Genomic DNA, 21,844 nt, shown 5'->3' with positions numbered 1-21,844 from the left:
CTAGCCCCAATTTTCAAGAGAAACCCGGGCCGCCCCGCCCTCTCCCAATAGTCCAGTTGATGCCGCCCGTCCGCATCAAGCCGGAGACGGACTTCCCGACCTGTTTTTCAAGCGCCGGGCGCCAGGGAACCAGCGTGAAATCCCGGCTGCGCTCGATCAGCGCATGCTTGCCACTGACCAGATCGACAGCTCGACGATAGACGCCTTCGATAGGCTCGCCTTGCCGGGCTTCGCGATAGGGCCGACCGAACTCGTCTTCGAGGCCGGCTGCAACCCGTAGCAACTCGCGGCGACGCAACGCGTCCATCATGCCGTCTGCGAACACGGTCCTGCCCTGGACTTCATCCGCAAGTCCCCGGGCCAGAAGCCATTGTCGCCTTCGGTTACGGGCGTCGCACAGTTCCTGTCCGAATCCCGCCTTGCGCGCCGGTTCCGGCGCGCCCGAAGTCAGGTCTCGATCGATCCAGGTTGCAGCGTCCATCTGTGCCAGCTTACCCAGCGGCTCGCGGGTCAGCAATTCAACGGCCACTGGTTGGTCCCTGATCCGCCCCTGTTGCCACGTGGTAACCCGCTCCAGGTGATCGGCAGAAATCGTCCAGCGCCCGGAGGGCTCACGAACTACAAGTCCGCTCTCACGCCGCATCGCTTCGAGGCGGCGGACATGGGTCTCGGCGTAAGTCTGGGTAGCGTTGGGATCGTGCCGCAAGTGAAGGTCGATTTGGTAATGGCCACCATTTGCCGCCGCGACAGCCACGATCGTCCGGTCGACCTCGCGCACGCTAGGGCGCAGCGGCTCTATTCTGACTATGGAACCCGCGAGCGAACTGGCCTCGTCTACCCCTGCGCCAAGAGCGCTCTGCCCGGCCTTGCCGATCGCGACATAGTGGCTGCGTCCGTCCGCCCCGTCGACAATCAGGTAATGGCGGTCCTCGAATTCGTCGGCGAGCCCGCGTGAAAGCACCCGCCCCATGAGGGGCCGAGCATTCTCTACTGACGGGTCATAGATCACCTGATCCGCCATTGCCCGCTCGACCTTCAGCCTCGTGAATTCGCGCTGCATCGTACGGATTACATCACCCCGTTCGCCCATGCTGCGCAGCGTATCGTCGAGATCGGCGGCGAGGCGGTAACGATCGCCGTCCAGATGTTCGGCCAGACCCATCCGCGAAAGATGGGCGAGACGCCCGGCCCTCACAGATTGCTGGAGCGGATCGTGCGACCTGGCAGCAACCTCGTGATCCTGCCCTGCCTCGCCGATCAGCAACCGGTCAATCGAGGTCAGCCGCTCCTGGCCTATTTCCGCGCGAAGACCATCGACGATTTCCCGGTCCGACCGGAGCCCCAAATCGAGTTCAACGAGGTCGGCCGCACGCTCGCGTATCCCACTGGTGAGATAGTCGCGGGCTATCACCAGTTCCTTGCCCTCAACATCCTTCCCCCGCACGACGATATGCGTGTGTGGATGGGCCGTGTTGTAGTGATCGACCGCCGCCCACTCGAGCTCGGTGCCGAGATCCTTTTCCATCTGCGCCATAAGCCGCCGCGTCAGCGGCTTCAGGTCTTCGTATCGATCGCCATCTTCGGGCGAGACAATGAAACGGAACTGGTGACGATCGCCGGTCCCCTTTTCGAGGAAAGCCTTGCCATCCACGGTATCGAGATCACGCCCGTAGAGTGAGCCACGCTCTCCCTCTCGGGTAGTCCCGTCGCGCTGCAGGTAACGAAGGTGCGCGGCGGCCGCCGCAACGCCCTTGCCGCTCAGCCTGACGATGCTCGCTTTTACCACCACACGGCGACGGTGACTACCCGCCATTCCGCCCCTGCTGGCGAGCATGCGTCCCACGCCTGCGCCGCGCCCGATTTTGCTCCCGGAAAATCCCGATTTTCCGGACGGCCCCCGCGCGCCGCCGCGCGCCAGATTTGCAGCCGCGAGCACCTGCCCGAGATAGCGCTTTACACCCCTGCTTCCCTTCGCCTTCTGGCGGCCCAGACGAGGCATGAAGTCGTCATCATCGATCATGGCAATGCTCGCGACAGGAAAATCCCGGCAATCATGCGGCCACAGCGGATTTCTGAAAACCGGTGCCATCCAAGGCCGCAGAAACACGGGTGCGAACGGCCTCATGGCACTGCCGAATCACGGCCAGTGCCATTAAAAACCGCCAAAAACGATGTGCAGACAACAGGTTATGGCACAGGGGTGCCATGCCTTTATCTTGCCTTACGCGCCCCTAACCTCTCAGCCGCATATCCCGCCCTCCCCTGCTCCCTCCGCCTCACCCGCACCGACGCCCAGCCCCGCTTGCCTGGTGAGCACAAAAAAGCCGGGGTGCGAGGCAACGAAGTGCACCCACATCCCGGCTGGAAACCGACCTCCCTCTCATCGCAATGCGGCATAGGCTTCGCGTGCTTCGCCTTCGCTCGCGCATGCCCGCCGCGCCATCAATCCGTGCGCCCGGCCATCGCCGTCGACGATGCTAACCGCCGCGTACCAAGCCCCATCCAGGCACCCCACGATCGCAACCCTGTCGAGTTCGAACCACTCGCCATCCGGTCCCTTGCAATCGCAAACCGATCCGCAATCACCATCGCACATCAACGTGCCAAGCCAACGCTCGCACACCCGTGCGTCCCACACGAAATCGCTCTCCTCTGCCTCCATGAACCGTGCTGCCAGCGCCGCGCCCGCTCCATGTCCAAACTCGATCTCGAGCCCTGCCACCAGCTTTTCCATGACCCGCTGCGCCGCAACGCCGATGCTTACCTGAGCAACCATAACAGCCTCCTTCGCTAGAGCGTCCCCGACCTTCGAGGACCCTTGTCGCCCGACGGTCGGCGCGGTGGCTGTCAGGGCCGCGCCGGCTTGTCGGTGCGCCGCGAAGCGGCGGCGGAGGAGCCGATTTTGCCCCAGGAAAACAAACAAACTCGCGCGCGTAGCGCGCTCTATTTCTGCGGCAAAATTGGAGGTGCCGCCGGCCTTTACAGCCGCCGCAGAGGCCGTCACGCTCGGCAGATCCGAGGAGGGCTGTCTACCTCTCGTCCTCGCTCGACACCCGCAGTCAGGTGCCGCTTCTCTCCCGCGGCGATGCTGCGAGCGCGTTTGTCAGCGGGCCGGTCCGGCCCCGAGAATGCGGACAGCGAAAAGCGGGTCGATCTCGGCCGCCCCGCCAGACTGGGATGGCGCGTGGCGGTCCGATGCTACGTCAGGTGAGGTCCCGGCATTTGCCGAGGACCTCACGATGAAGATCGACTGCCGGATGGGGCCTGAAGGCGAGGATGGCGCGAGGATCGTTTGCGCACCCTCGGTGCTATCCCGGCGCAAAAATCCGTTGTCGCCGCCAGTGACCGAGGCCAGATAGGCCTGCGTCTCGGCCGGAAGTGGACGTCCGTTCGCAAGCGATGCTGCATAGCGCGCTGGCCCCGCATTATAGGCGGCGAAGAGGCCCGGATATCCGAAGCGATCGTACATGTCCCGGAGATAGGCCGTCCCCGCCAGGATGTTGTCTCGCGGCGCGTGCGGATCGCTCCCGAGACCGAGCCGCCGCCGCAGCTCGGCCCAGGTATCCGGCATCAGCTGCATGAGCCCCATTGCACCGGCGCGCGAGATGATAGGCCTGCCGTCCAGCGTTGTATGCCCCCGGCTTTCAGCGCGCATCACCCGCTCGATCCAGATCGCGGGGATCCCGAAGCGGGCGGATGCATCCCCGATCTCCGCGCGCCAATGGGAGACGGCGTCGGCTTCTTTCGCCTGCGTGGATGAAGAGAATACCGGGCCCATCAATAGCGCCGGGAGCACCAGCATCGCTGTAGGCAACCGAACCCATCGTTTGGGCCGTAAAGCCGACGATGTGGGCCTTGCATAAGCCCTGTACGCACGCATCAGGGCAGCCACAGCGGACGCGCCTTGCCGAGGATATCGCGCTCTCGGGTGGCGCCGAAGTAGCGGCCATCGAAGCTGTCCGGCCGCAGCGTCATCAACAGAAAGTAGGCTCCCTGCCGCAGCCGAATGCACCCTTCCCAGCGCGGCAACGGACGGCCCGAAGGATCGGAGCCAAGCCGGCGCGCAATGGCTTGCCCGTTCGCCGTCACCATGTCGCCATGGGCGCAAACGGTGTCCCCGGCCGCACCAGCCACGCGCTTCACGAGCGGCACGCCGGCAGGCAGATAATGGCGATGCGCTGCCAGCGTGCGCGCCGACTCGGGCGGCCAGGCGACGACCATATCGCCGCGAACAAGCGGAGCGCCGGGCGTCACGAGGTAGAGACCAATCGGCGCGCTGGCGCTGTGGTTCCACATCAGGCGGGGGACCGGTGGAAAGGCCAGCGTGGCGGTGAGCGCTGCGATCCCGGCGCCGATCAGAGCCGCTCGCCGACGAAGCAGACGGCGGCGCGCGCGGGCGCTGCGAAGTGCCTCGCCCCAGGCGAAGAGCGGCAGATTGCGGGCGTCAGTCATGCGCGCCTCCCACTGTGTCGGAGAGCGACCATGCCTCGAGGTCGTCGATGTGATAGCGCCAGTCCCGTCCATGTCTGCGGCACTTGGGCCCGGTGCCCTTCCGCCGCATTGCCGCCAGCGTGACGACGGCCAGGCCGAGGAAGAAGGCAGCCTCCTTGGTGGTCAGAAACGGACAGGTCTCCCGGGCTTCGCGGGCGCGTATCTCGACGTTGGATTTCGTCCTCGTGGACGACATTCTTGGCCGCAGATTTTGAGGTCTTCCATGGCCCGCGGCGCACGCCTTGCGATCGCGACTATCCATCATGATTTCGCTCCCTTCGGGCGTCCCGGATGAGCCGCCTGGAGGAGTGATGACGGCCATGGACACGATGCGGCAGGGGCGAAAATCGACCTGTGCGATTTCGCCCCCCCCTGGCCGGTGCCTGCAATCACCAGGCGAACTGCGTCAGCGCACCCGCGCCGATCCAACCCGCCGTCATGCTTTGAAAGCCTTCCCAAATGGTGCCCGAAACGTAACCGACCGCCTCGGTACGAAGCGCCGATGGGGCCCCGCATCCATCAGGATGCGGGGCCGGATGCGAGGGCGGAACGGGCACTCAGTCGGCGGGATTCCAGATGATCGCGAACGCGTCTTCGTCGTCCTGACCGGCCGCGCGCCCGAGGTTGGCGTAAAGCCGCCGGGGTCCGAATTCCGGAGCGGCGAGGCTGAGCGAAACGTAGTCGTTCCCCGAGCTTTCGCTGCGCCGCAGCCAGCCGGCTCCCACCTCGACGCCGCCTGAGGAAACCCGATAGTCCGGCTGGGCGTCGCTGGTCTTTCGCGTGTTGGGCATGATCTCGATATCCGCGCGGATCGAGAGGGTGCGAAGCTGGCCCTTGAAGCTGCGGCCGTCGCGGGTGACATATCCGATTGCGGGCATTTTTCATCTCCTGCCAAAGTCCGCCCGAACCATTTCCGGGCGATGGGCAGACCTGGAGGGACGGGCTCAGCGATCTTTCCGAACCGTCAGGCCGACGCGCAGCAGAGGACCGGAGCGGGCCGACCTATTTGAAGCGCAGCGGCCGCGAGGAGCCCGCCTTGGCGGGCGGGGAAATAGTTCGGATCCGCGATGGTTTCGGGAATGTCGCGCCTGTCCCAGGTCGATGCCCCGGGACCCGGATTTGGTCGGGCACGATGCGCCTGCGAGATGACTTCCCGCTCGGCGGTCCACCCTGAGTGACGGCAGGTTCAGGCAGATCGCGGACGATGCAGATGAACGCCCGATTTCGGGAGCTTACACGCCGAACCCGAGGCCGGCGACGCCCATCCGGCTTCGCTCCCGACGCTGGCTTTGTGTTGCGGGACAAGGCAGACTGGACCGGCGCCAGTCGGTGCCGGGAGAGACGCCATGGACGAAGATGCCGTGTTCGCGTTCGGGAGTGCGATCGCCGCGATTGCGGGGCTACTTGAGGACAAGGGTGTGTGTACCGCCACCGAGATTTCGCAGTCGCTGGGCCGGGCCGCCATGGTGCATCTCAAGGCCGGCGAAGAGTACAAGACCCGCGCGCATTATCTGAGGGCCTGGGCGGTTTCCGTGCAGGCGGCGGTCGACGGCAGGGACTCTCCGAAACGCCATTAGGCGGGGCAATGGCGCTTTCGCGAGCCACGTACCGCGCGCGCTGCGAAACTATCGGAGAGCGCGGAAGCCGGTTCCAGCAAGTACAGTTGAGGTGCGCCGGGTCGGATCGTTAGGGCGGGCCGCGACGCTGATCGAAAGGCGATCTCCCGCTATGAAATCGATCATTCTTGAGGTTCGGCGATGCCGGTTCGGCAGTCTCCGTCCCCGAAGACGGCAGAGTTTTCCGGGACGGTCTGCGCTCTACCGGATCGTCCGCCCATTGTAGCACGAATATTTGCAAATGCCGGCCCCGTGTGGCGCTGAGCGGAGACCTTGGCCTTGCCTGCCGCCCATCCGTGAAACAGGCAGGTGCAAGGTTACTTCAGCCGGGTAACCGGGCGCATCTCACCGCACAGGCTGCATATATCCTTTATCCTCTCGAAGCCGTTCGAACCGACAAGTTCGCGGACTGCCTGCTCCGCGTTCTCGGATGGAGGAAGCCCCAGCGTCTGCGCGATACAATCGTCGCAGACCGGCTCGGGCGAAAGGCGGGTGACCAGCTTTTCGATAACGTGAAGTTCGGTCATGGTCCTGCCCTTTATGATCGCCGGTCCGGCGCCCGGATTTGGATAAACCGTGCCGCCGCGAATGGCTCCGGGCAATGAACATTTGGTATAGGCGGCGGGGCCGCGCCTTTCAGGGCGCGGCCCCGCCGCAAAAATTTCGAACCCTCGCAAGGGGATCGGGCGGAGGCGGTAAATCCGCCTCCGCCCGATTATTTCACGCAGCTTCCCGGTCGTCGCCAGTCCCGACTTCGCAGCCTTCCTCGGCAACGAAATCGTCGTCCGGCGATTCCGCTTCGGCCCCTTCCCCTTCACCGTAGTCCTCGTCGGGCTCCGGCGCGCGCATGGCGCGCACATGCGCCTCAACGGTGCCCACACCGCCCCGCGCCGTATAGGCGGAAGGCGGGAAGGTCATCCAGCGCGGCACCCAGCCCTCGCGCTTTTCCCGACCGCCGTTTCCGGCCAGATGATCGCGGACGATCCCCTTGAGCGTCTTGCCCTTTTGCCCGGCATTGGCCTCGGCCACGACATCACCGGCGATTTCACGAACCATTGCCAGAAGCACCTCGCGGTCGCGCAACGTCTCGAGAAAAGCGGCGTCCGCTTCCCACCAATCGGCCATGGAAACTCCCATCTCGACACCGAGCGTCTCCACCGCCGGACTGCCAGCGGCCAGCGCCTCTCCCATGACGATGGTCAAAACTTCCATGACAACGCCATCGGGAAGTTCGACGAGGCGGGCGAACAGCCTGCACAATTCCCTCCCGGAACCACGCATACCATAGCCGGTTCCACCGATCACCGTGGGTTCGTCGTCGGGCAGGTTCAGCAGCGCCAGAACCGCGCGCCGCCGCTCGTCGAACACAGCCTCGGCGAGGCAATTCTCGACGCTTTCCTTGACGGCATCGTTCCTGACGCTCTGTGGCTCGGGCACAATGCGCCAGAGCGGAGACCCGGCAATCGCATGGGCGACCATCATGCGCAGCGCGAGGCCGGAATGCCCGATAAGCGCCGCGCGCACGGCGGCATGGCGGTGCAAGTCCACATAGGTGCCGGTAATGGCCGTTGCTTCCGGTCGCACGGGTTTCTGCCCTGCTCCCGCGGCCTCGCTGCGGGCCAGTTTGGCCGCTTCCTTGCGCGAGAGGTAGCCTTCATGGATCACGACTTCACCGTTCGCGCGCACATCGAGATAGACGCGGCCGCCCTTGCGCTTGGGGGTCTTCTCGTATTCCCACGAGTGGAAGTTGGCCTCGGGTCCGATCACGACTGCATCAACCCAGCCCTGCTCCAGATATTGCCGAGACCGCGCCTCGATGGCGGCATTCTGGAGCGGCCAGAATGTCTTGCCGCAGGCAAAATAGGCCTCGCTGCCGAATAGGTCCGATACCGTGGAAAGGCCACTGTCTTCGACCGGGAACAGCGCGTGGCTTACGGCGATCGATTGACCGCCGAACAGCCATGCCTTTAGCTGATATCCGCAGGGAGCATAGGAATTGGGGTCGTCGCGCAGCGCGAGCCAATCACGCTGCTGGCTTTTGGAGGCGAGGGTCAATTGCCGGACGGTCGCAACGTCGATTTCCTCGCGGCGATAGAGATCGCGGATGCGCGGCAGCAGATTACCGAGCGCCAGTACGCGCCTGACTGCAAGGTCCGGCAACCCGAACGTAATCGCGATTTCCTCGACCTTGCGGCCTTCGCGGATCAGGCGGGTGAAGCATTCCCACTGCGTCATTTCGTCGGGATCGAGCCGGGCGATGTTCTCGATCAGCGATGCCTCGATCGCATCGGCGTCGTCGCCCTCATCGAGAATGGCGCAGGGAAGCATCATCGCCTCGGCCTCGTCGGCGCCATCGTCCGGTCGCGCCCCCTCCCCATTCTCGGCATTTGCTCGGGTATCGTCGGCAACGATCCGCGCGGCATGGAAGCGGCGCGCGCCCGCAACGATCTCGTAGTGCCCTGGCTGGCAGTTCGGCCGGACGAGAATCGGCTGGATTACGCCGCGCGCCCGGACGGTCGGAAGAATGTCGGACACGTCGGGGGCCTTACGGGCGTAACGCATATTGGATTTGCTGACGGCAAGGTTGCCCAAGGCAATGAATTCGAGTTTCATGGAAAGCACTCCTGATTGTGAGTGCCGGTCCACCGAGTTCGTGATGGGATAAGGTGGACCGGCTTAGGTTGAGGCGCCCGAGCGGGATTGCACCGACCGCCTGCGTCATCGGCCCCTCAGCGGGGCAGAAGTCTGATTGCGCCGGGATCCTCGCGGGTAAGGCGGCTCAGGAGGTCGGCGGCGTCGGGTATGGACCCTGCGAGGCGCGCCGCCTCGGCCCAGATCGACAAACGATGCCGGGTGGCAAATCCGAGGTCGCGAGCGATCCGGATGCCGAGCGGAAGGCGGATGGCCTCGATCTCGCGAAGCGAGAAGATGCCGAGTTCCGGAGTTCCGAAGCCGAGATCGGCAAGCCCGTAGAGCGTGTCGTCGTCGGCATAGAGTTCGGTCGCAAGCCAGACCGCGCGGCCCATCGGATTGAACAGGCGGACCAGCGGCAGCGGATCGAACTTGGGATTCTTGATGCTATGCTCGAAGTTGGCGCTCAGCATCGCGCGGGTCGATTGGGAAATGATCGTCATGCCCCGGCCCTCCCCTCATCTGCAGGCACGACATCGGTGCGGCGCGCGCATGCTGGCGCACCGGTTCGCGCAGCCCCGATTTCCTCAGCGAGATCGGCCGCCACTTCGGCTTCGGCGGCGGCATGGCGCGCGAGCAGCCAGTCCGCTGCCTTGCTCGCCATGCTGGCGGCCCGGAAGATTGCGCGATTGTCTTCGCGCAGGACTTCAAGCCACGCCCCCAAATAGTCGGCGTGGCGCACCGTCGGCACGATCCCGAGCGCCGCGCAAAGGAACGCCGAACCCAATTCCGCAATCAATTCCTCGCGTGCGTAGTCTTTCGAACCGAATGCGCCGGTCAGGTTCCGATTGAGCCGCGAACTATGGCCGACGCCGTGCGTCAATTCGTGCAGCGCCGTCCGATAGAAGTTCACCTGATCGTGGAAGGTCTGCTGCGGGGGTACCTGCACGAAGTCCCGCCCCGGCGAATAGAACGCCTTGTCGCCGCCTATACGAAAATCGATCCCGCTTGCGGCGATGACCGCCTCACCCACCGGAACGATCTCGCGTTCGGGCAAGGCGACGGTCGGGGGAATGAGATCATCCGGCAATCCATCGCACTGCGCCACATTGAAAACGGTGAAGCGCTTGAGGAAGGCAACGGACTTGGCCTCGTCACCACTCGCCCGCGCGCGTTCCTTTTCGGCTTCGGGCGTAAAGCGATCGGCATAGACGACCTGCGTCCCCTGCTCGCCCTTGCGCACATTCCCGCCCGCCGCGAGCGCCTGCCGAAAGGTCAGCCAGCCGGGGCGCTCCCAGCCGTGGGCAAGCGCCGATGCCCAGAGCAGGAGAATGTTGATGCCCGAGTATGTCCGCAAGGTCAGCGCATTGCGCGGCAGGCAGGGCACCCCGCCGCCGCCGGGATTGCCCCCGCAAGCTGCACTGCACCACGGCTGCACCCAAGGGAAACGCCCCTCCTCCAGTTCTGCCACGATCCGCGCGGTGACCTCGTCGTAAAGCGAGGATCGGGATTTTGCCTCACTTTCCTGCCCAGACTCCCGATCACGGGAACGGTTGACAGCAGAGTTACCCCCAAGCTTGTCCCGGCAGTTATGAACCGGCTTGTCCACATCGCCGGGCCGCCCGCGCTCCGATGTCCCCAGCCGCTTTGGCCGGGGACGACCGGTTGCACTGCCTTGGCCTGAACCGGTTTCACTGAGAACCCGAACTTGCGACCTCGCACATTGCGAGGCCTTGCGATTGCTGCGCATGTCTCACCTCCAAGCCTGCCCAAAAACCACCATGGCCTCCCCGGAAAAGACGGGGGTGGGCGGCCCGGACGACCGACAAGGCCCGCGTCCAGGTGGCGCCTGCACCCGCAGCCGGGGCCCCGATCCGCAGGATCGGGGTGGCAAGGGCCGTAACGCAGTGGAGGAGCCGGCGAGGAACGAGCGGCTTGCAGGGGCCGGCGGCGGGCCTAGACGGGCGTCAAGCCCACCCCCGGCTTTGCCCGGGAGAGGCTCACAAATGGCGCCGCTCGCGGGCGAAGCACGTGAGCGTCCACATGAGGGCGAGCATGCTCGCCCTCATCCGCGCCAGCGATCCTGACCGGCAGGCCGAGACCCGGGACGGGGCTCGGTGCCTGCGCGCGGGGCTTAAGGGCGCTCAGCCCGCCCGGGTGCGGCATGGAGCGCGGTCGCGCCGGCGGGCGCGAGGCGCCCGAGCAGTTTCTGCGGCGCAACGGCAAGCTTAGGTCACACGCCGGGACACTCTTCCGGCGCCCAATCTGATATCCGTAATCTGTGTTCGTCCCGCCGAACAAGCTGGAGCGAACGCAGCAAAAGCTGTGAAGCATGCGAGAAGAACTATTTCAGCAGTCCCGCCATTATCAACCCCAAAGACAGCATCTGAAGTAATCTTGCAAACGATTGGCGTAAATTTGACGAACCCCGACTTTTTCACAATCTTGTGGAGCCGTGACCCAAAATAGAACACAGTGAAGTTCAATAAGAACCACGCCTTAAAATCCGACAATTCGCTTTCTACCTGTCCCTGCAACGTGCGACGAAGCGAGGCAAGGCGATGACTGCGAAACGAACGAAAGCTCCACCTGAATCTACGCCTACGATTTCAATCCGGCTCCTCCGCGAGGATTGGACGGTCGACGAGGTAATTCGTAATCCCAAGAAACTGAAGGAACAGGCAGCAAAATACGGCAGGCTGTTCCATGAACAGACTGTCGGCACCGCGCCTGGCTGGCTGGGCTTCGTCAACGCATTCGTCGACGGAGACCCACTCCAGCTACAGAACCAGAGCTGTTCGGCGGTGCTGTTCCTCGAGGTTCCCGTGGGCAAGGAAGCCAAACGTACATTCGCCCTCGCCTTCGGGGCGGCCCACCTTTCGCTTCAGGCCAATGCCTTTGAACGCAACTTTGGACTTAAAGTCGCGCTTAATTCGATTGCCCGGGCCAATCTCAAGAATATCGACGTCGCCACGCTGGACGCCACCTCGTTCCAGAAGCGCTTCCAGGCCAGCCGCAAATCCGACCTCGGCGGATTCGGTATCGATGTTGAGCGCGATCTTTTCCGCCTGGCAGGCGGCGTCCCCACCGACAGCGACTTCGCCAGCTCCCTCGCGGGCCGCGATGCACTTACGCTCAACTCGCGAGTTCTCCCTGCTACAATTGCCGACAAGTGCAAGAAGGCGCTCGAACTCTTCGAGGCGCAAGACTATAAGAAGGACTATGCCTTCATCGACTACGTCACTCCCGTGCGGGAAACCGATGTCGTCGAGGTCTTGGACAATCTCGTCTATGCCGAGATCGAGGGGCTGCTGGACGGACAACCGTCCGATCTGCACTTCACCCTCCCGGAGATCATCGATCCTGAACGTGCCCACGAAATCGGATACTTTGGCGTGGGCTTTCGCTCCGGGACGAAGACCGGATACAGCGAAATGACGATCGAAGACTATGTTGCCGAACTTGCTGGAGGCCGGCCAAGCGAAATCACCAGCATCGAGGACATCAAGGCAAATCATGAAATCCGGGTCGTCGTCGACGGGCAAGGGCAGAAATCGCACAAGCGCAAAGTTTACGACTGCATGGTCTTCGAGACCGTGCACAATGGCACGACCTACGTTCTGTTTGCCGGAGACTGGTACTGTGTAGAGAGCAATTTCTACAAGGGCGTCGAGGCCGACTTCCGCAAGCTCGTAAGCGCAACGCCAATCGTAGCTAAAACGACGGCGATCAATGAGCGCGAACTGATCACCGAACTTGATAAGAAGCCCGATCTGCTGATGCTCGATCAAGTAAAGGTGTCGCCCGCGGGTGCGGGCCGTGCCAATCTCGAACCCTGCGATTTTCTGTCACGCGACAAGGCCTTCATCCACTTGAAGGATGGGCATGCGTCGGATCTTATCAGCCACTTGTGGAGCCAAGGCGTGGTCTCGGCGGAATCGTTCGTCCGCGACCCGACGTTCCGCGGCGAGATGCGCACGAAGGCACTGAAAAGACAGAAGGCAACGGGCAAGTTCGGCTTCGAGGCCGTAATTCCCGACGGACGACAGAAGAAGCCGGTGACAGCCGAGTATCGAATCGTCTACGGGATTATGCGCCACCCGTATAAGCGATCGAAAAAGGTCGATCTGCCCTTCTTCAGCAAAGTCAGCCTGAGGGCTGCGGCAAATAGGCTCGAACTCATGGGCTTCACCGTCGAGGTTCACCTCATCGAGAAAACGTAAGCAACCAGCTCGATCATTACACGGGGGGCCGGCAGTCTCACCGCGCCACCGGAACCTGATCGATCCGTGTGGTCCAGGAGGGGCTTTTCAAGGCACGCTTGGTATCATAGGCCTTCACGCCCATCCCTTCGGAACCCAGCCGCAAGGTCTGGCGCCCGAACCTTGTATTGATCTCGTCGAGCGCGGCCAGCAGCTTCGGCGACCGGGGATCGGGCGCGGCAAACATGTCGAGCTGCCCCTGCGCCTCCTGCTCCAGTCCCTCGAGCATCACACCGCACTTGGTGTAGACTGCGCCAACCTCGAACATGGCCTCGGCCATCCTGCCGGCCATGCCGGCAATGACGCGCGGATCGTTGCTGGCAGGCGAAAGCCGCCCGACGCGCGAGGCCGAAGGCGCGTTCGGCTTGAAGCGACTGCCATGTGCGAAGGCAATCAGGCGGCTCGCCTGCAACCGCTGGTTACGGATTTTCTCGGCCGCGCGTACGGCGCGCCGCACCATGGCTTCACGCAGCGCCTCGACGTCCCGAACCGGTTCGCCAAAGTTGCGCGTGACCGCCGTGGACTTTAGCGCAGCCGGCTCCGGCTCGAAATCGCTGCATTCGATGCCGTTGAGTTCGCGCACCAGCCGCTCGAGCACGACCGTTCCCACGTCGCGCGCCACTTTTGCGGGAAGTGCAGCAAGCTCGCCAGTCGTCCGGACGCCGAGCGGCCGCAGTCGCTTCGCCAATGCAGGTCCGATGCCCCAGACTTCCTCGATCGGCCAGGCCGCCAAGAGCCGGCGCCGCAGGCCTTCGTCATGCAGATCGACGACCCCGCCCCATACCTTTTCGGACGCCTTGGCGAGGGCGTTTGCCACTTTGCTGAGTGTGCGGGTCGGCCCGAGGCCAATGCGGGTGGGGAGGCCTACCGAGCGCTTGACGGCCGCGCGGACACGGTGCGCCATTTCGACGTCGCCGAGGCCGCTCGGCAATACCGGCAGACGAAAGAAGGATTCGTCGATCGAGTAGATTTCGACCGTATCGGTGAACTCGGCAATCACCGCATTGAAACGCCGGTTCATGTCCGCGTTTATGTGGAATAGAAGTCAATTAGAATTGTACGCCTTGCGGAATTCGGGTTCAGAATTCGTCTTTAGCAACAGCAGTTTGCACCAACCTCTCTCGATAATGAATAAGAGCGAGATGCGAACTGATGATGTTTTTGAACGATCAAGGATGTTTTATGTGGGGAACCGAAGGTTCCCCACATAAAACATCCTTGATCGTAACCCACTTAGCGCAACTGCCCCAGAGGCATCGAGAGGTGACATTTCTATCTTGTGCTACAAGTGACTTTTCTAAATGGCGGAGCCTAAACCCGCTTCTTTAGCAAAGTGGCCCTTTTAATGGCCCCTTTCACGCTTCACGTTTGCTCGGGTGTCCAAGCCAGCCAGGCCTTTTCGAAACTCAGCCAGTTCGGACTATCCCGATGCTTCAAGCTACTCTCCTGCTCATTGCTGCGCGTGAGATTCAACGAGATAGCTGAACTCGCTGATATTCTCTGCGTCGATCAGAAGGACTCCAGTGCTGTTTCCAAGCTCAATCGCTGACGCCGTGTAACCGCCAGTGCCGATGACGCACGCCGCGTCCGCACGGTAGTGCATCATACCTGCGTAGGCTTCTTGGATAGCCTTATTGCCAATCACCTGAGCGTAGCGCTTGCACTGGATGGCGACGGTTTTGCCGTCCTTCATAGCCTCAATATCAACACCCTGGTCGCCGCTGGCTTGACTTACACGCGCTGCCCATCCTTGTTCTTCTAAGCGGGCTGCGCACCAATGCTCAAAGTCGATGCCGTCAAGCGGAATTCTAATCGTCTCCTGAGGTTCACTTACCCAATCTTTAAGATACCTGACCGCACTGAGTATCGGGTTGCGGCCGAAAAAGAACGGCAGCGATTCTCCGGGGAAATAGTAATCAAAGAAATCTGAAACCTCTTTGACGTACTCCCCATAATCGACCTCGCCGTACTTGTTTCGCCCCTTCGCCATAGCGCGAAGGAGCAACGGCTTCAGGTACTGCTTACGCTCTTCGAGCTTCGCATAGACCCTATTGAGGTCAGCTTGCCTGCGGCTGACGGTAGCTCGTTCAAGGAATTCTAAATGGTCAAACCCAATGCGGGCGCACAGATCAGCAAAACCGTATTTTCTGACCGCGTTTCGCCAGGCGAGGATCAGGCCCTTATGTTCCTGATTTTTGTTGTTCATGTGGCCAAACATCAGGAGTTCGAACACGTCGCTGCGGCAAGTGAAATCCGCTTCGCTGGCTAAACGATTGGCTGCATAGGTCCGTCCATTTTCAGTGAAGTTTGGTTCAGCCTGAATGACCTGGATAAACTCATGGATTGTATCTGGCGTGATGACTTCATGTTCATGGCCATTGAGATTGGCATAGAAAAGCGAAAAATGAGCGCCTTCGCCCCTATGGAGCAACAGCACTTGCTCCATCTGCTCAGGAGTGAGGCCCGCTGGAGCCTCAACGACGCTCTCGCTCGATACCTCAACGTTACGCTTTTTAGAAAATGGCCACACGTGCATTACCCCCATTTGAAAGCCAAGCTTACAGTGCGCGCCTTAATCATTTATCACTATGCTATTCGGGACGGGATTGCCTTCAGGCTGCGTCCCGCAAGGCTCTCACTGGCGGCTGTTGATGCTGCCTCGCGCACCAAAGATCATAGTTGGCCTGCAATGCCACCCAAGCGCGCGCGGTGCTAACCCCCGCCTGCTCAAGCCGCAGCGCCAAGTCGGGGCTAATGCCAGCCTTCCCGTTCAGCACTCGCGACAAAGCAACTCGCGACATTGCAAGCCGTTCTGCCGCCTCGGTGACAGACAAACCCAAAGGCGCGATCACTTCGTCCTTGAGAGTTTTGCCGGGATGGGGAGGATTTTGCATCATGGTCAGGTCCTCGATAGCTCTGATAATCTACAAGTTCAGCATCGGACCGACGAAGCGGAATGTAATGCGCCAATTACCATTCACCAAATCGACCATTGGCCATTCAAGTTGCTTTGAGAGGGCAACTTTAAGGATGGAAATGGCAGGTCATCCAGACCACCTGAAACTTCCAAGAATCCGAGGATGTTGCGAATTTTCTGAGCATGATTGTCTTGGATACCACGCGTCGATCCGGTTCCACAAAAAGTTTCAAGTCCCTTATGTCGAAATCCGATAATTATGCATCGGTGTTACGTGTAACGATACGGGATGCAATAACTTCCAGTGCCACCTTCGATCTTTCGGGAATTGCTCGACGTCCAGGAGCAACACATACCGGCGAACAGTTTCCGATTTTAGCGTTGAGGGTGTCGAGGCGACTTGATCGAATGCCCCTCCCCAACATTAGCGCCTCTGAAGATCTCGGATCCGGCAGGATGCGACCACATTAAGACATTTGGCCATGCTAACGCGAACGTCTGAATTAGACGAAAGCGGCCACTGAACGACCATAAGGCTGCTTGTCGGCTACCGCTTCAAATTCAAAGGCTCAGTCGATGAGGCATCCCTCTAAAAAATTGGTGGCTCGAATAGGTATCTTCTTGTGGCCTGCGAGACATGCTGCTCATAATCTTCCGGGTAGGGTCGCGGGGACAGATTTCAAAGAGGTCAGCTCCCCGCGGTTCGTTGCAGTTTTCCCGCGATCACACGGGTGTTACCTGAGCGGGTGAGATACGCGACCAGTGCCTTGTCCGCGCGGACGCGGGGCTGCTCCGGTTCCTCGGCGCATGCTGTGCCAACGAGCGACAGCATCGCCGGGGTCGCCAGCACGGTACGGCGCGAGAATCGCTGCCCACCTACATCATACGATCTCCGGCAGCTTCGCCAGATGTTTGTCGAGCGTGACAGGGTATTCACGTATTCGCACCCCGGTTGCGTTATAAACAGCGTTGGCGATGGCGGGGGCGACGCCGGAAATACCAAGCTCGCCCACGCCCTTCGCCTTTAAGGGCGACATGGTGGGATCGGTTTCCTCCAGGAAAATCACCTCCTGATGCGGGATGTCGGCATGGACCGGCACTTCGTATCCGGCGAGGTCGTGATTGACGAAGAAGCCGAAGCGCTTGTCGACGGCCAGCTCTTCCATCAGCGCCGCGCCCGCGCCGCCCACCATGCCGCCAATCACCTGGCTGCGGGCGGTGATGGGATTGAGGATGCGTCCGGCCGCGCAGACGGCGAGCATCCGCCGAATGCGGATTTCACCGGTATAGGCATCAACTGCGACCTCGCAGAAATGGGCACCGAAGGTCTGCTGCTCGAACCGCTTCGACAGGTCGCCATATTCCATCTTATCTTCGGCCGTGATCGCACCTTCCTTCGCGGCCTGGGCGAGCGGTGCCCGCCGATTGCCGGCACGGACCTCGCCGTCGACGAACTCGGCGTCCGCAGAATTGAACCCGAGCTTCGTCGCCACGGCCTCGCGCAGCTTGACGCACGCGGCATAGGCTCCGGCTGTGGCAGATGCGGCACCACCCTGTCCGCCACCCCCGAACGCTTCGGGATAATTCGAGTCTGCGAGCTTCACCACAACGCGGTCGAGGGGCAGGCCCATCATCTCCGCGACCGTCTGGCCGATGATGGTGTAGCTGCCCGTACCCATGTCGGTCATGTTGCTTTCGACGGTCACGATCCCCTTGCCGTCGAGCGTGACACGCCCACCCGCCGGAATGATTGGCGCGCCGCGGATCGCGGATGCCATCCCCATGCCGATCAGCCAGCGGCCTTCATGGCGACTGCCGGGCTTGGGGCTTCGCTCCTTCCACCCGAAGCGCTCGGCACCTATGCGCAGGCATGGCACGAACTGCCGGATTGAGAACGGTCGCGGACCTTCCTCCGCCTTGCCCTGATTGCCGCTCGCTGATTGCGGATCGGTGGGTGAGCCACGACCAGGGTCGCCCGGCACGACCTGAGTGTCGTTGATGACGCGCAGCTCCACCGGGTCCATCCCCAGCTTCTCGGCCAGCTCGTCCATCGCCATTTCGAGCGCCATCAGGCCCGACGCCTCGCCTGGTGCGCGCATCGCATTACCTTCGGGCAAGTCGAGAATCGCGAGCCGGGTCAGGTTGAGACGGTTGGCCCCTGCATAGAGCAACTGCGTCTGCGCAGCCGCGATCTCTGGACCGCCTCCCGGTAGATTGCCCGACAGGGTTTCGTGGCCGACCGCGACCAGCTTGCCGTCGCGACCCGCCGCCAGACGGACCCGCTGGATCGTCGCCGGGCGGTGCGTCGTATTGTTCGGCATCAGCGGGCGCGGCAACGCCACCTTCACCGCGCGGCCGATCGCGCGAGCGCCAAGCGCCGCGAGGATCGCGTCCGAACAGACGCTACCCTTTCCGCCGAACCCGCCACCAATGTAGGTCGCGACGATGCGGATTTTGTCCTGCGGGATGCTGAGTTTGTTACCAAGGTCGCGCCGCGCCCATCCCACGATCTGCTGCGCGGACCATAGCGTCAAATGGTCGCCATCCCAGCGCGCGATCGTGGCGTGCGGCTCCAGCATCATGTGGCTGTGGTCGGGGGTGGTGTAAGTACCATCGACCTTCACCGGGGCCGACGCAAACGCCGTATCGAAGTCGCCCATGCGCACGTCCGGCTGACGCTGATGCGGCTTTGCGCCAGCCCGTGCGGCGGCAAGATCGAACGCACCCTGTCCGCGCGCATAATCGACCCGGATCAGCGATGCGGCATGGCGCGCCTGCTCGAATGTCTCGGCGACGACCAGCGCGATCGCCTGATGGTAATGCTCGATCTCCGGGCCAGCGAGCGGCTTGGCGACGTAGAATCCCTGCTTCTTGATCGGGCCGGCATTATCGGCCGTCACGATCGCAAGGACACCCGGCGCGGCCTTGGCCTCGCGCACGTCCATCGACGATATGCGGCCTTTGGCGATGCCCGAACCGACAACATAGCCATAGGCGGCGTTCGGCGCGGCCTCATGGTTCTCATAGGAATAGACCGCGCGCCCGGTCGTCTTCAGCGGTCCCTCAACGCGCGGGTGCGGCTTGCCGACAACCTTTCCCCTGTCGATTGGGTTGGTGCCTGCTGGCGTGTCGAACTTCATGCTGACTTGCCCTCCGCGATGGTGGCTGCAAGCGCCCGCGTCGCGAGCGGTATCTTGAATGCATTGTCCTCTGTCGGCCGGGCGTTCGCGAACGCCCTGGACGTCACGGCTGCGGCCCCTTGGACCATCACGGCGTCGGCCGCTTCGACCCGCCACGGCTTGTGCGCGACCCCGCCGAACGCGACGCGGCCACTCCCGTCCTGCTGAAGCACGGCCGCAACTGAGACGAGCGCGAAGGCATAGGACGCCCGGTCGCGAACCTTCTCATAATGGTGCGTGCCGCCAAGCGGCCGGGGCAGCGTCACCGCCGTAATCAGCTCAGCCGTTTCAAGGTTGTTGTCGAGGTGAGGCTTATCGCCGGGCAGACGGTGGAAATCGGCGATCGGGATCGCGCGGGTCGTGCCATCTGCCTTGACCGTCTCCACGGTCGCATCCAGCACGCGCATCGCCACAGCCATATCGCCGGGATAGGTGGCAATGCACTGGTCGCTCGAACCGATCACGGCGAGCTGACGCGAATAGCCACCGATCGCAGCGCAGCCCGACCCCGGCTTGCGCTTGTTGCAAGGCATGTTGGGGTCATAGAAATAGGGACAGCGGGTCCGCTGAAGCAGATTGCCCGCCGTGGTCGCCTTGTTGCGAAGCTGGCCGGAGGCGCCGGCCACGATCGCGCGGGTCAACACGCCATAATCGCGACGGACGCGGGTGTCGGCAGCGAGCGCGGTGTTCGTGACCAGCGCGCCGATCCGCAAGCCACCATCCGTCGTCGGCTCGATCCGATCGAGCTTCAGGTCCTGGACGTCGACCAGATGCCGGGGCGTCTCGATTTCCAGCTTCATCAGGTCGAGCAGGTTGGTGCCCCCGGCGAGGAACTTTGCTCCGGGCTGACGGGCAACAGCGGCAGCGGCGTCCGCCGGCGTCTTTGCGCGCTCATAGGTGAAGGGCTTCATGCCTTTGCTCCCGCGATTTCCGCCATCGCCTCGGCGATGTTGGAATAGGCACCGCAACGACAGATATTGCCGCTCATCCGCTCTCGCATTTCAATGTTGGTCGGCTGCGGCCGCGCAGAAAGATCAGCCTGGACATGGCTCGGCACGCCGCGCTTGATCTCGTCTAGTACCGCGACGGCCGAACAAATCTGGCCCGGCGTGCAATAGCCGCACTGATAGCCATCATGACGGACGAACGCGGCCTGGATGGGATGGAGCTTGTCCGGTGTGCCCAACCCTTCGATCGTCTTCACCTCGTCGCCTTGATGCTGGACGGCGAGGCTCAGGCAGGAATTGATCCGCTCGCCGTTGACGATGACGGTGCAGGCTCCGCACTGCCCGTGATCGCAGCCCTTCTTCGTGCCGGTGAGCTTCAGATGCTCGCGCAGCGCATCGAGCAGCGTCGTGCGCGTGTCGAGGGTGAGGTCACGACGCTTGCCGTTGACGGTGAGCGATACCGGCATGGTCGCGGCCGCAGCAGCTTTAGCGGGCTGTGCGTCCACTTGCGGGGCCGCTGCCAACGCAGCCGCTGCGGCGCTGCCAGCGAGGACACCGCGCCTCGACATCTCGATCTCGCTCATCATCGCCGTCTCTCCCGTTACAGCTTGTTGTATAAGTCGTCGGCGACTGGTTCGAGCCAGGTCACGGACGTACCGTCCTGCGCTTCCGACACCGCAACGTGGGTCATCGCGGTATCGCGTGCCGCACCATGCCAGTGCTTGACGCCGGGCGATATAAACACGGTGTCGCCCGTCGCGATCGGCTTCGCAGCCTCGCCGTCGACCTGGACCCATCCGTGTCCAGCGGTGACGATCAGCAATTGCCCCAGCGGATGCGTGTGCCAGTTCGTATGCGCGCCCGGTTGGAACGTCACTGTCGCACCGCCAAGGCGCGCATCGCCAGTGCCTTTGAAGGGTGATGCGACCGACACGCTGCCGGTGAAATAGTCGGCGGCACCAGACTTCGGCTCCTGGCCAGGACGGATAACCTGAACGTCTGACATGGCGGCAACCTCCTTCTTGGCAAACACCTTGCCTGCGACGCCGATGGCGGCGTTCGCCTTCGGCCACCCTGCGTAGAAAGCGAGATGGGTCAACGCCTCGACGATCTGCGGCTGCGTCAGCCCGTTTTCGAGGCCACGCTGGACATGGAAGGCGAGCTGGTCGCCATCACCACCTGCGGAAAGCGCGACGATGGTGACGAGGCTACGGTCGCGGGGCGATAAGTCGGTGCGGCGCCACAAGTCGGCGAACACGACGTCGTTGGTGAGCTGCGCGAGCTTGGGTGCGATAGGAGCGAGCGTCCGGTTCACGGTCGCGGCACGCGCGGGATCGGAGGCGGGGAGCGGGGCGGTGGCTGGAGGCACCGCTGCAAGCGTCGTTAGATCGACGTGACGCTCGGCGAATACCTTCTCGACCTCATTCAAGGCCGACACAGCGTTCGGCCACCCGGTATAGAAGGCGAGTTGCGTCACCATGCCCGCCACCTCGGACGGTTTGATGCCGTTATCGAGACCACGGCCAAGATGGCCCGTCATCTGCGCGGTTTTGCCGGTAGCGATCAGCACCGACAGCGTGACGATGCTGCGGTCGCGCGGGGCCAGCTCGGGACGCCCCCACACATCGCCGAACAGCACCCGGTCGGTATAGCCAGCCAGTGCCGGCGCGATTGCCTGCATGTTTTTGGGCGCGACGGATGGACGATCCTGTGCCTCGACCGGCACAGCCATCGCCAGCGCGGCAGCGGTTGCAGTTGCGACCTTAATCGTTTCGTCTCCCATCCCGGCCTCCGGTCGGGA

Annotated in this window: 18 protein-coding genes and 1 pseudogene; 2 read left to right on the top strand and 17 right to left on the bottom strand. The window is 62.7% G+C overall.

All coding sequences use genetic code 11. The annotated features are described in order from the left end of the window. Positions 1-13: 13 nt before the first annotated feature. From rlxS to WBP07_RS27830, 6 genes are all read right to left on the bottom strand, one after another. Positions 14-2,020 carry a relaxase/mobilization nuclease RlxS gene (gene rlxS / locus WBP07_RS27855; RefSeq protein ID WP_395398194.1) on the bottom strand — a complete coding sequence of 669 codons (2,007 nt, stop codon included), beginning with the start codon at positions 2,018-2,020 and terminating at the stop codon, positions 14-16. Between the two features lie 360 nt (positions 2,021-2,380). Continuing rightward, positions 2,381-3,004 (bottom strand): hypothetical protein, encoded by a 624-nt coding sequence (locus WBP07_RS27850; RefSeq protein WP_395335112.1) that lies wholly within the window; start codon positions 3,002-3,004, stop codon positions 2,381-2,383. Between the two features lie 99 nt (positions 3,005-3,103). Then, positions 3,104-3,778, bottom strand: a complete 675-nt coding sequence (locus WBP07_RS27845) for a lytic transglycosylase domain-containing protein (protein WP_395337581.1) — start codon at positions 3,776-3,778, stop codon at positions 3,104-3,106. Positions 3,779-3,879: 101 nt separating this feature from the next. Beyond that, positions 3,880-4,452 carry a S26 family signal peptidase gene (locus WBP07_RS27840; RefSeq protein WP_395335114.1) on the bottom strand — a complete coding sequence of 191 codons (573 nt, stop codon included), beginning with the start codon at positions 4,450-4,452 and terminating at the stop codon, positions 3,880-3,882. Continuing rightward, positions 4,445-4,687, bottom strand: a complete 243-nt coding sequence (locus tag WBP07_RS27835; RefSeq protein WP_395398193.1) for a helix-turn-helix domain-containing protein — start codon at positions 4,685-4,687, stop codon at positions 4,445-4,447. The genes WBP07_RS27840 and WBP07_RS27835 overlap by 8 nt, the downstream gene beginning before the upstream one ends. A gap of 361 nt (positions 4,688-5,048) precedes the next feature. Beyond that, complete coding sequence (locus tag WBP07_RS27830) at positions 5,049-5,369, bottom strand: DUF736 domain-containing protein (protein ID WP_395335118.1); 321 nt, start codon at positions 5,367-5,369, stop codon at positions 5,049-5,051. A 468-nt stretch (positions 5,370-5,837) separates the two neighbouring features. Between WBP07_RS27830 and WBP07_RS27825 the strand changes: the two genes are divergently transcribed. After that, complete coding sequence (locus WBP07_RS27825) at positions 5,838-6,068, top strand: hypothetical protein (protein WP_395335121.1); 231 nt, start codon at positions 5,838-5,840, stop codon at positions 6,066-6,068. Between the two features lie 356 nt (positions 6,069-6,424). Here the strand turns inward: WBP07_RS27825 and WBP07_RS27820 are convergent, their stop codons facing one another. The 4 genes from WBP07_RS27820 to WBP07_RS27805 all read right to left on the bottom strand — a co-directional run bounded on the left by WBP07_RS27820 (position 6,425) and on the right by WBP07_RS27805 (position 10,347). After that, complete coding sequence (locus WBP07_RS27820) at positions 6,425-6,634, bottom strand: hypothetical protein (RefSeq protein ID WP_395335123.1); 210 nt, start codon at positions 6,632-6,634, stop codon at positions 6,425-6,427. 193 nt (positions 6,635-6,827) lie between these two features. Continuing rightward, a complete protein-coding gene (locus tag WBP07_RS27815; RefSeq protein WP_395335125.1) occupies positions 6,828-8,720 on the bottom strand; it encodes a ParB/RepB/Spo0J family partition protein in 1,893 nt (630 codons plus the stop codon). 116 nt (positions 8,721-8,836) lie between these two features. Continuing rightward, positions 8,837-9,241: a DUF2958 domain-containing protein gene (locus WBP07_RS27810; RefSeq protein WP_395335128.1), complete on the bottom strand. Its 405-nt coding sequence runs from the start codon at positions 9,239-9,241 to the stop codon at positions 8,837-8,839. Further along, complete coding sequence (locus WBP07_RS27805) at positions 9,238-10,347, bottom strand: ArdC family protein (protein ID WP_395335130.1); 1,110 nt, start codon at positions 10,345-10,347, stop codon at positions 9,238-9,240. The genes WBP07_RS27810 and WBP07_RS27805 overlap by 4 nt, the downstream gene beginning before the upstream one ends. 952 nt (positions 10,348-11,299) lie before the next feature. Between WBP07_RS27805 and WBP07_RS27800 the strand changes: the two genes are divergently transcribed. Beyond that, entirely contained in the window at positions 11,300-12,961 is a 1,662-nt protein-coding gene (locus WBP07_RS27800; protein ID WP_395335132.1) for a DUF6119 family protein, read from the top strand. Between the two features lie 37 nt (positions 12,962-12,998). Here WBP07_RS27800 and WBP07_RS27795 read toward each other — a convergent pair. From WBP07_RS27795 to WBP07_RS27765, 7 genes and pseudogenes are all read right to left on the bottom strand, one after another. Next, a pseudogene (locus WBP07_RS27795) lies at positions 12,999-14,027 on the bottom strand (DUF4113 domain-containing protein); the annotation flags it as partial. A 423-nt stretch (positions 14,028-14,450) separates the two neighbouring features. Continuing rightward, the gene (locus WBP07_RS27790) at positions 14,451-15,545 is read right to left on the bottom strand and encodes a restriction endonuclease (RefSeq protein WP_395398192.1); all 1,095 of its coding nucleotides are present in this window, start codon (positions 15,543-15,545) and stop codon (positions 14,451-14,453) included. A 67-nt stretch (positions 15,546-15,612) separates the two neighbouring features. Then, entirely contained in the window at positions 15,613-15,897 is a 285-nt protein-coding gene (locus tag WBP07_RS27785; protein WP_395398191.1) for a HigA family addiction module antitoxin, read from the bottom strand. Positions 15,898-16,798: 901 nt separating this feature from the next. Beyond that, the gene (locus WBP07_RS27780) at positions 16,799-19,057 is read right to left on the bottom strand and encodes a molybdopterin cofactor-binding domain-containing protein (RefSeq protein WP_395398190.1); all 2,259 of its coding nucleotides are present in this window, start codon (positions 19,055-19,057) and stop codon (positions 16,799-16,801) included. Beyond that, positions 19,054-20,007 (bottom strand): FAD binding domain-containing protein, encoded by a 954-nt coding sequence (locus WBP07_RS27775; RefSeq protein WP_395398189.1) that lies wholly within the window; start codon positions 20,005-20,007, stop codon positions 19,054-19,056. The genes WBP07_RS27780 and WBP07_RS27775 overlap by 4 nt, the downstream gene beginning before the upstream one ends. Beyond that, on the bottom strand, positions 20,004-20,630 hold the full coding sequence (gene paoA, locus WBP07_RS27770) for an aldehyde dehydrogenase iron-sulfur subunit PaoA (RefSeq protein ID WP_395398188.1): 627 nt from the start codon (positions 20,628-20,630) through the stop codon (positions 20,004-20,006). Before paoA ends, WBP07_RS27775 begins: the two co-directional genes overlap by 4 nt. Before the next feature lie 14 nt (positions 20,631-20,644). Next, on the bottom strand, positions 20,645-21,826 hold the full coding sequence (locus WBP07_RS27765) for a carboxymuconolactone decarboxylase family protein (protein ID WP_395398187.1): 1,182 nt from the start codon (positions 21,824-21,826) through the stop codon (positions 20,645-20,647). Positions 21,827-21,844 lie beyond the last annotated feature (18 nt).

This window comes from Novosphingobium oxfordense (genome assembly GCF_044029435.1).
Classification (GTDB): Bacteria; Pseudomonadota; Alphaproteobacteria; order Sphingomonadales; family Sphingomonadaceae; genus Novosphingobium.
The sequence above is the reverse complement of the archived record's forward strand: the minus strand, read 5'-3'. Positions and strand labels throughout refer to the sequence as shown.

Excerpts from the sequence above, each read along its gene's own strand:
- WBP07_RS27835 (WP_395398193.1), bottom strand. The coding sequence starts at position 4,687 with ATGTCGTCCACGAGGACGAAATCCAACGTCGAGATACGCGCCCGCGAA.
- rlxS (WP_395398194.1), bottom strand. The coding sequence starts at position 2,020 with ATGATCGATGATGACGACTTCATGCCTCGTCTGGGCCGCCAGAAGGCG.
- WBP07_RS27840 (WP_395335114.1), bottom strand. The coding sequence starts at position 4,452 with ATGACTGACGCCCGCAATCTGCCGCTCTTCGCCTGGGGCGAGGCACTT.
- paoA (WP_395398188.1), bottom strand. The coding sequence starts at position 20,630 with ATGATGAGCGAGATCGAGATGTCGAGGCGCGGTGTCCTCGCTGGCAGC.
- WBP07_RS27825 (WP_395335121.1), top strand. The coding sequence starts at position 5,838 with ATGGACGAAGATGCCGTGTTCGCGTTCGGGAGTGCGATCGCCGCGATT.
- WBP07_RS27785 (WP_395398191.1), bottom strand. The coding sequence starts at position 15,897 with ATGATGCAAAATCCTCCCCATCCCGGCAAAACTCTCAAGGACGAAGTG.
- WBP07_RS27780 (WP_395398190.1), bottom strand. The coding sequence starts at position 19,057 with ATGAAGTTCGACACGCCAGCAGGCACCAACCCAATCGACAGGGGAAAG.
- WBP07_RS27820 (WP_395335123.1), bottom strand. The coding sequence starts at position 6,634 with ATGACCGAACTTCACGTTATCGAAAAGCTGGTCACCCGCCTTTCGCCC.
- WBP07_RS27775 (WP_395398189.1), bottom strand. The coding sequence starts at position 20,007 with ATGAAGCCCTTCACCTATGAGCGCGCAAAGACGCCGGCGGACGCCGCT.
- WBP07_RS27815 (WP_395335125.1), bottom strand. The coding sequence starts at position 8,720 with ATGAAACTCGAATTCATTGCCTTGGGCAACCTTGCCGTCAGCAAATCC.
- WBP07_RS27845 (WP_395337581.1), bottom strand. The coding sequence starts at position 3,778 with ATGGGCCCGGTATTCTCTTCATCCACGCAGGCGAAAGAAGCCGACGCC.
- WBP07_RS27810 (WP_395335128.1), bottom strand. The coding sequence starts at position 9,241 with ATGACGATCATTTCCCAATCGACCCGCGCGATGCTGAGCGCCAACTTC.
- WBP07_RS27800 (WP_395335132.1), top strand. The coding sequence starts at position 11,300 with ATGACTGCGAAACGAACGAAAGCTCCACCTGAATCTACGCCTACGATT.
- WBP07_RS27830 (WP_395335118.1), bottom strand. The coding sequence starts at position 5,369 with ATGCCCGCAATCGGATATGTCACCCGCGACGGCCGCAGCTTCAAGGGC.
- WBP07_RS27790 (WP_395398192.1), bottom strand. The coding sequence starts at position 15,545 with ATGGGGGTAATGCACGTGTGGCCATTTTCTAAAAAGCGTAACGTTGAG.
- WBP07_RS27765 (WP_395398187.1), bottom strand. The coding sequence starts at position 21,826 with ATGGGAGACGAAACGATTAAGGTCGCAACTGCAACCGCTGCCGCGCTG.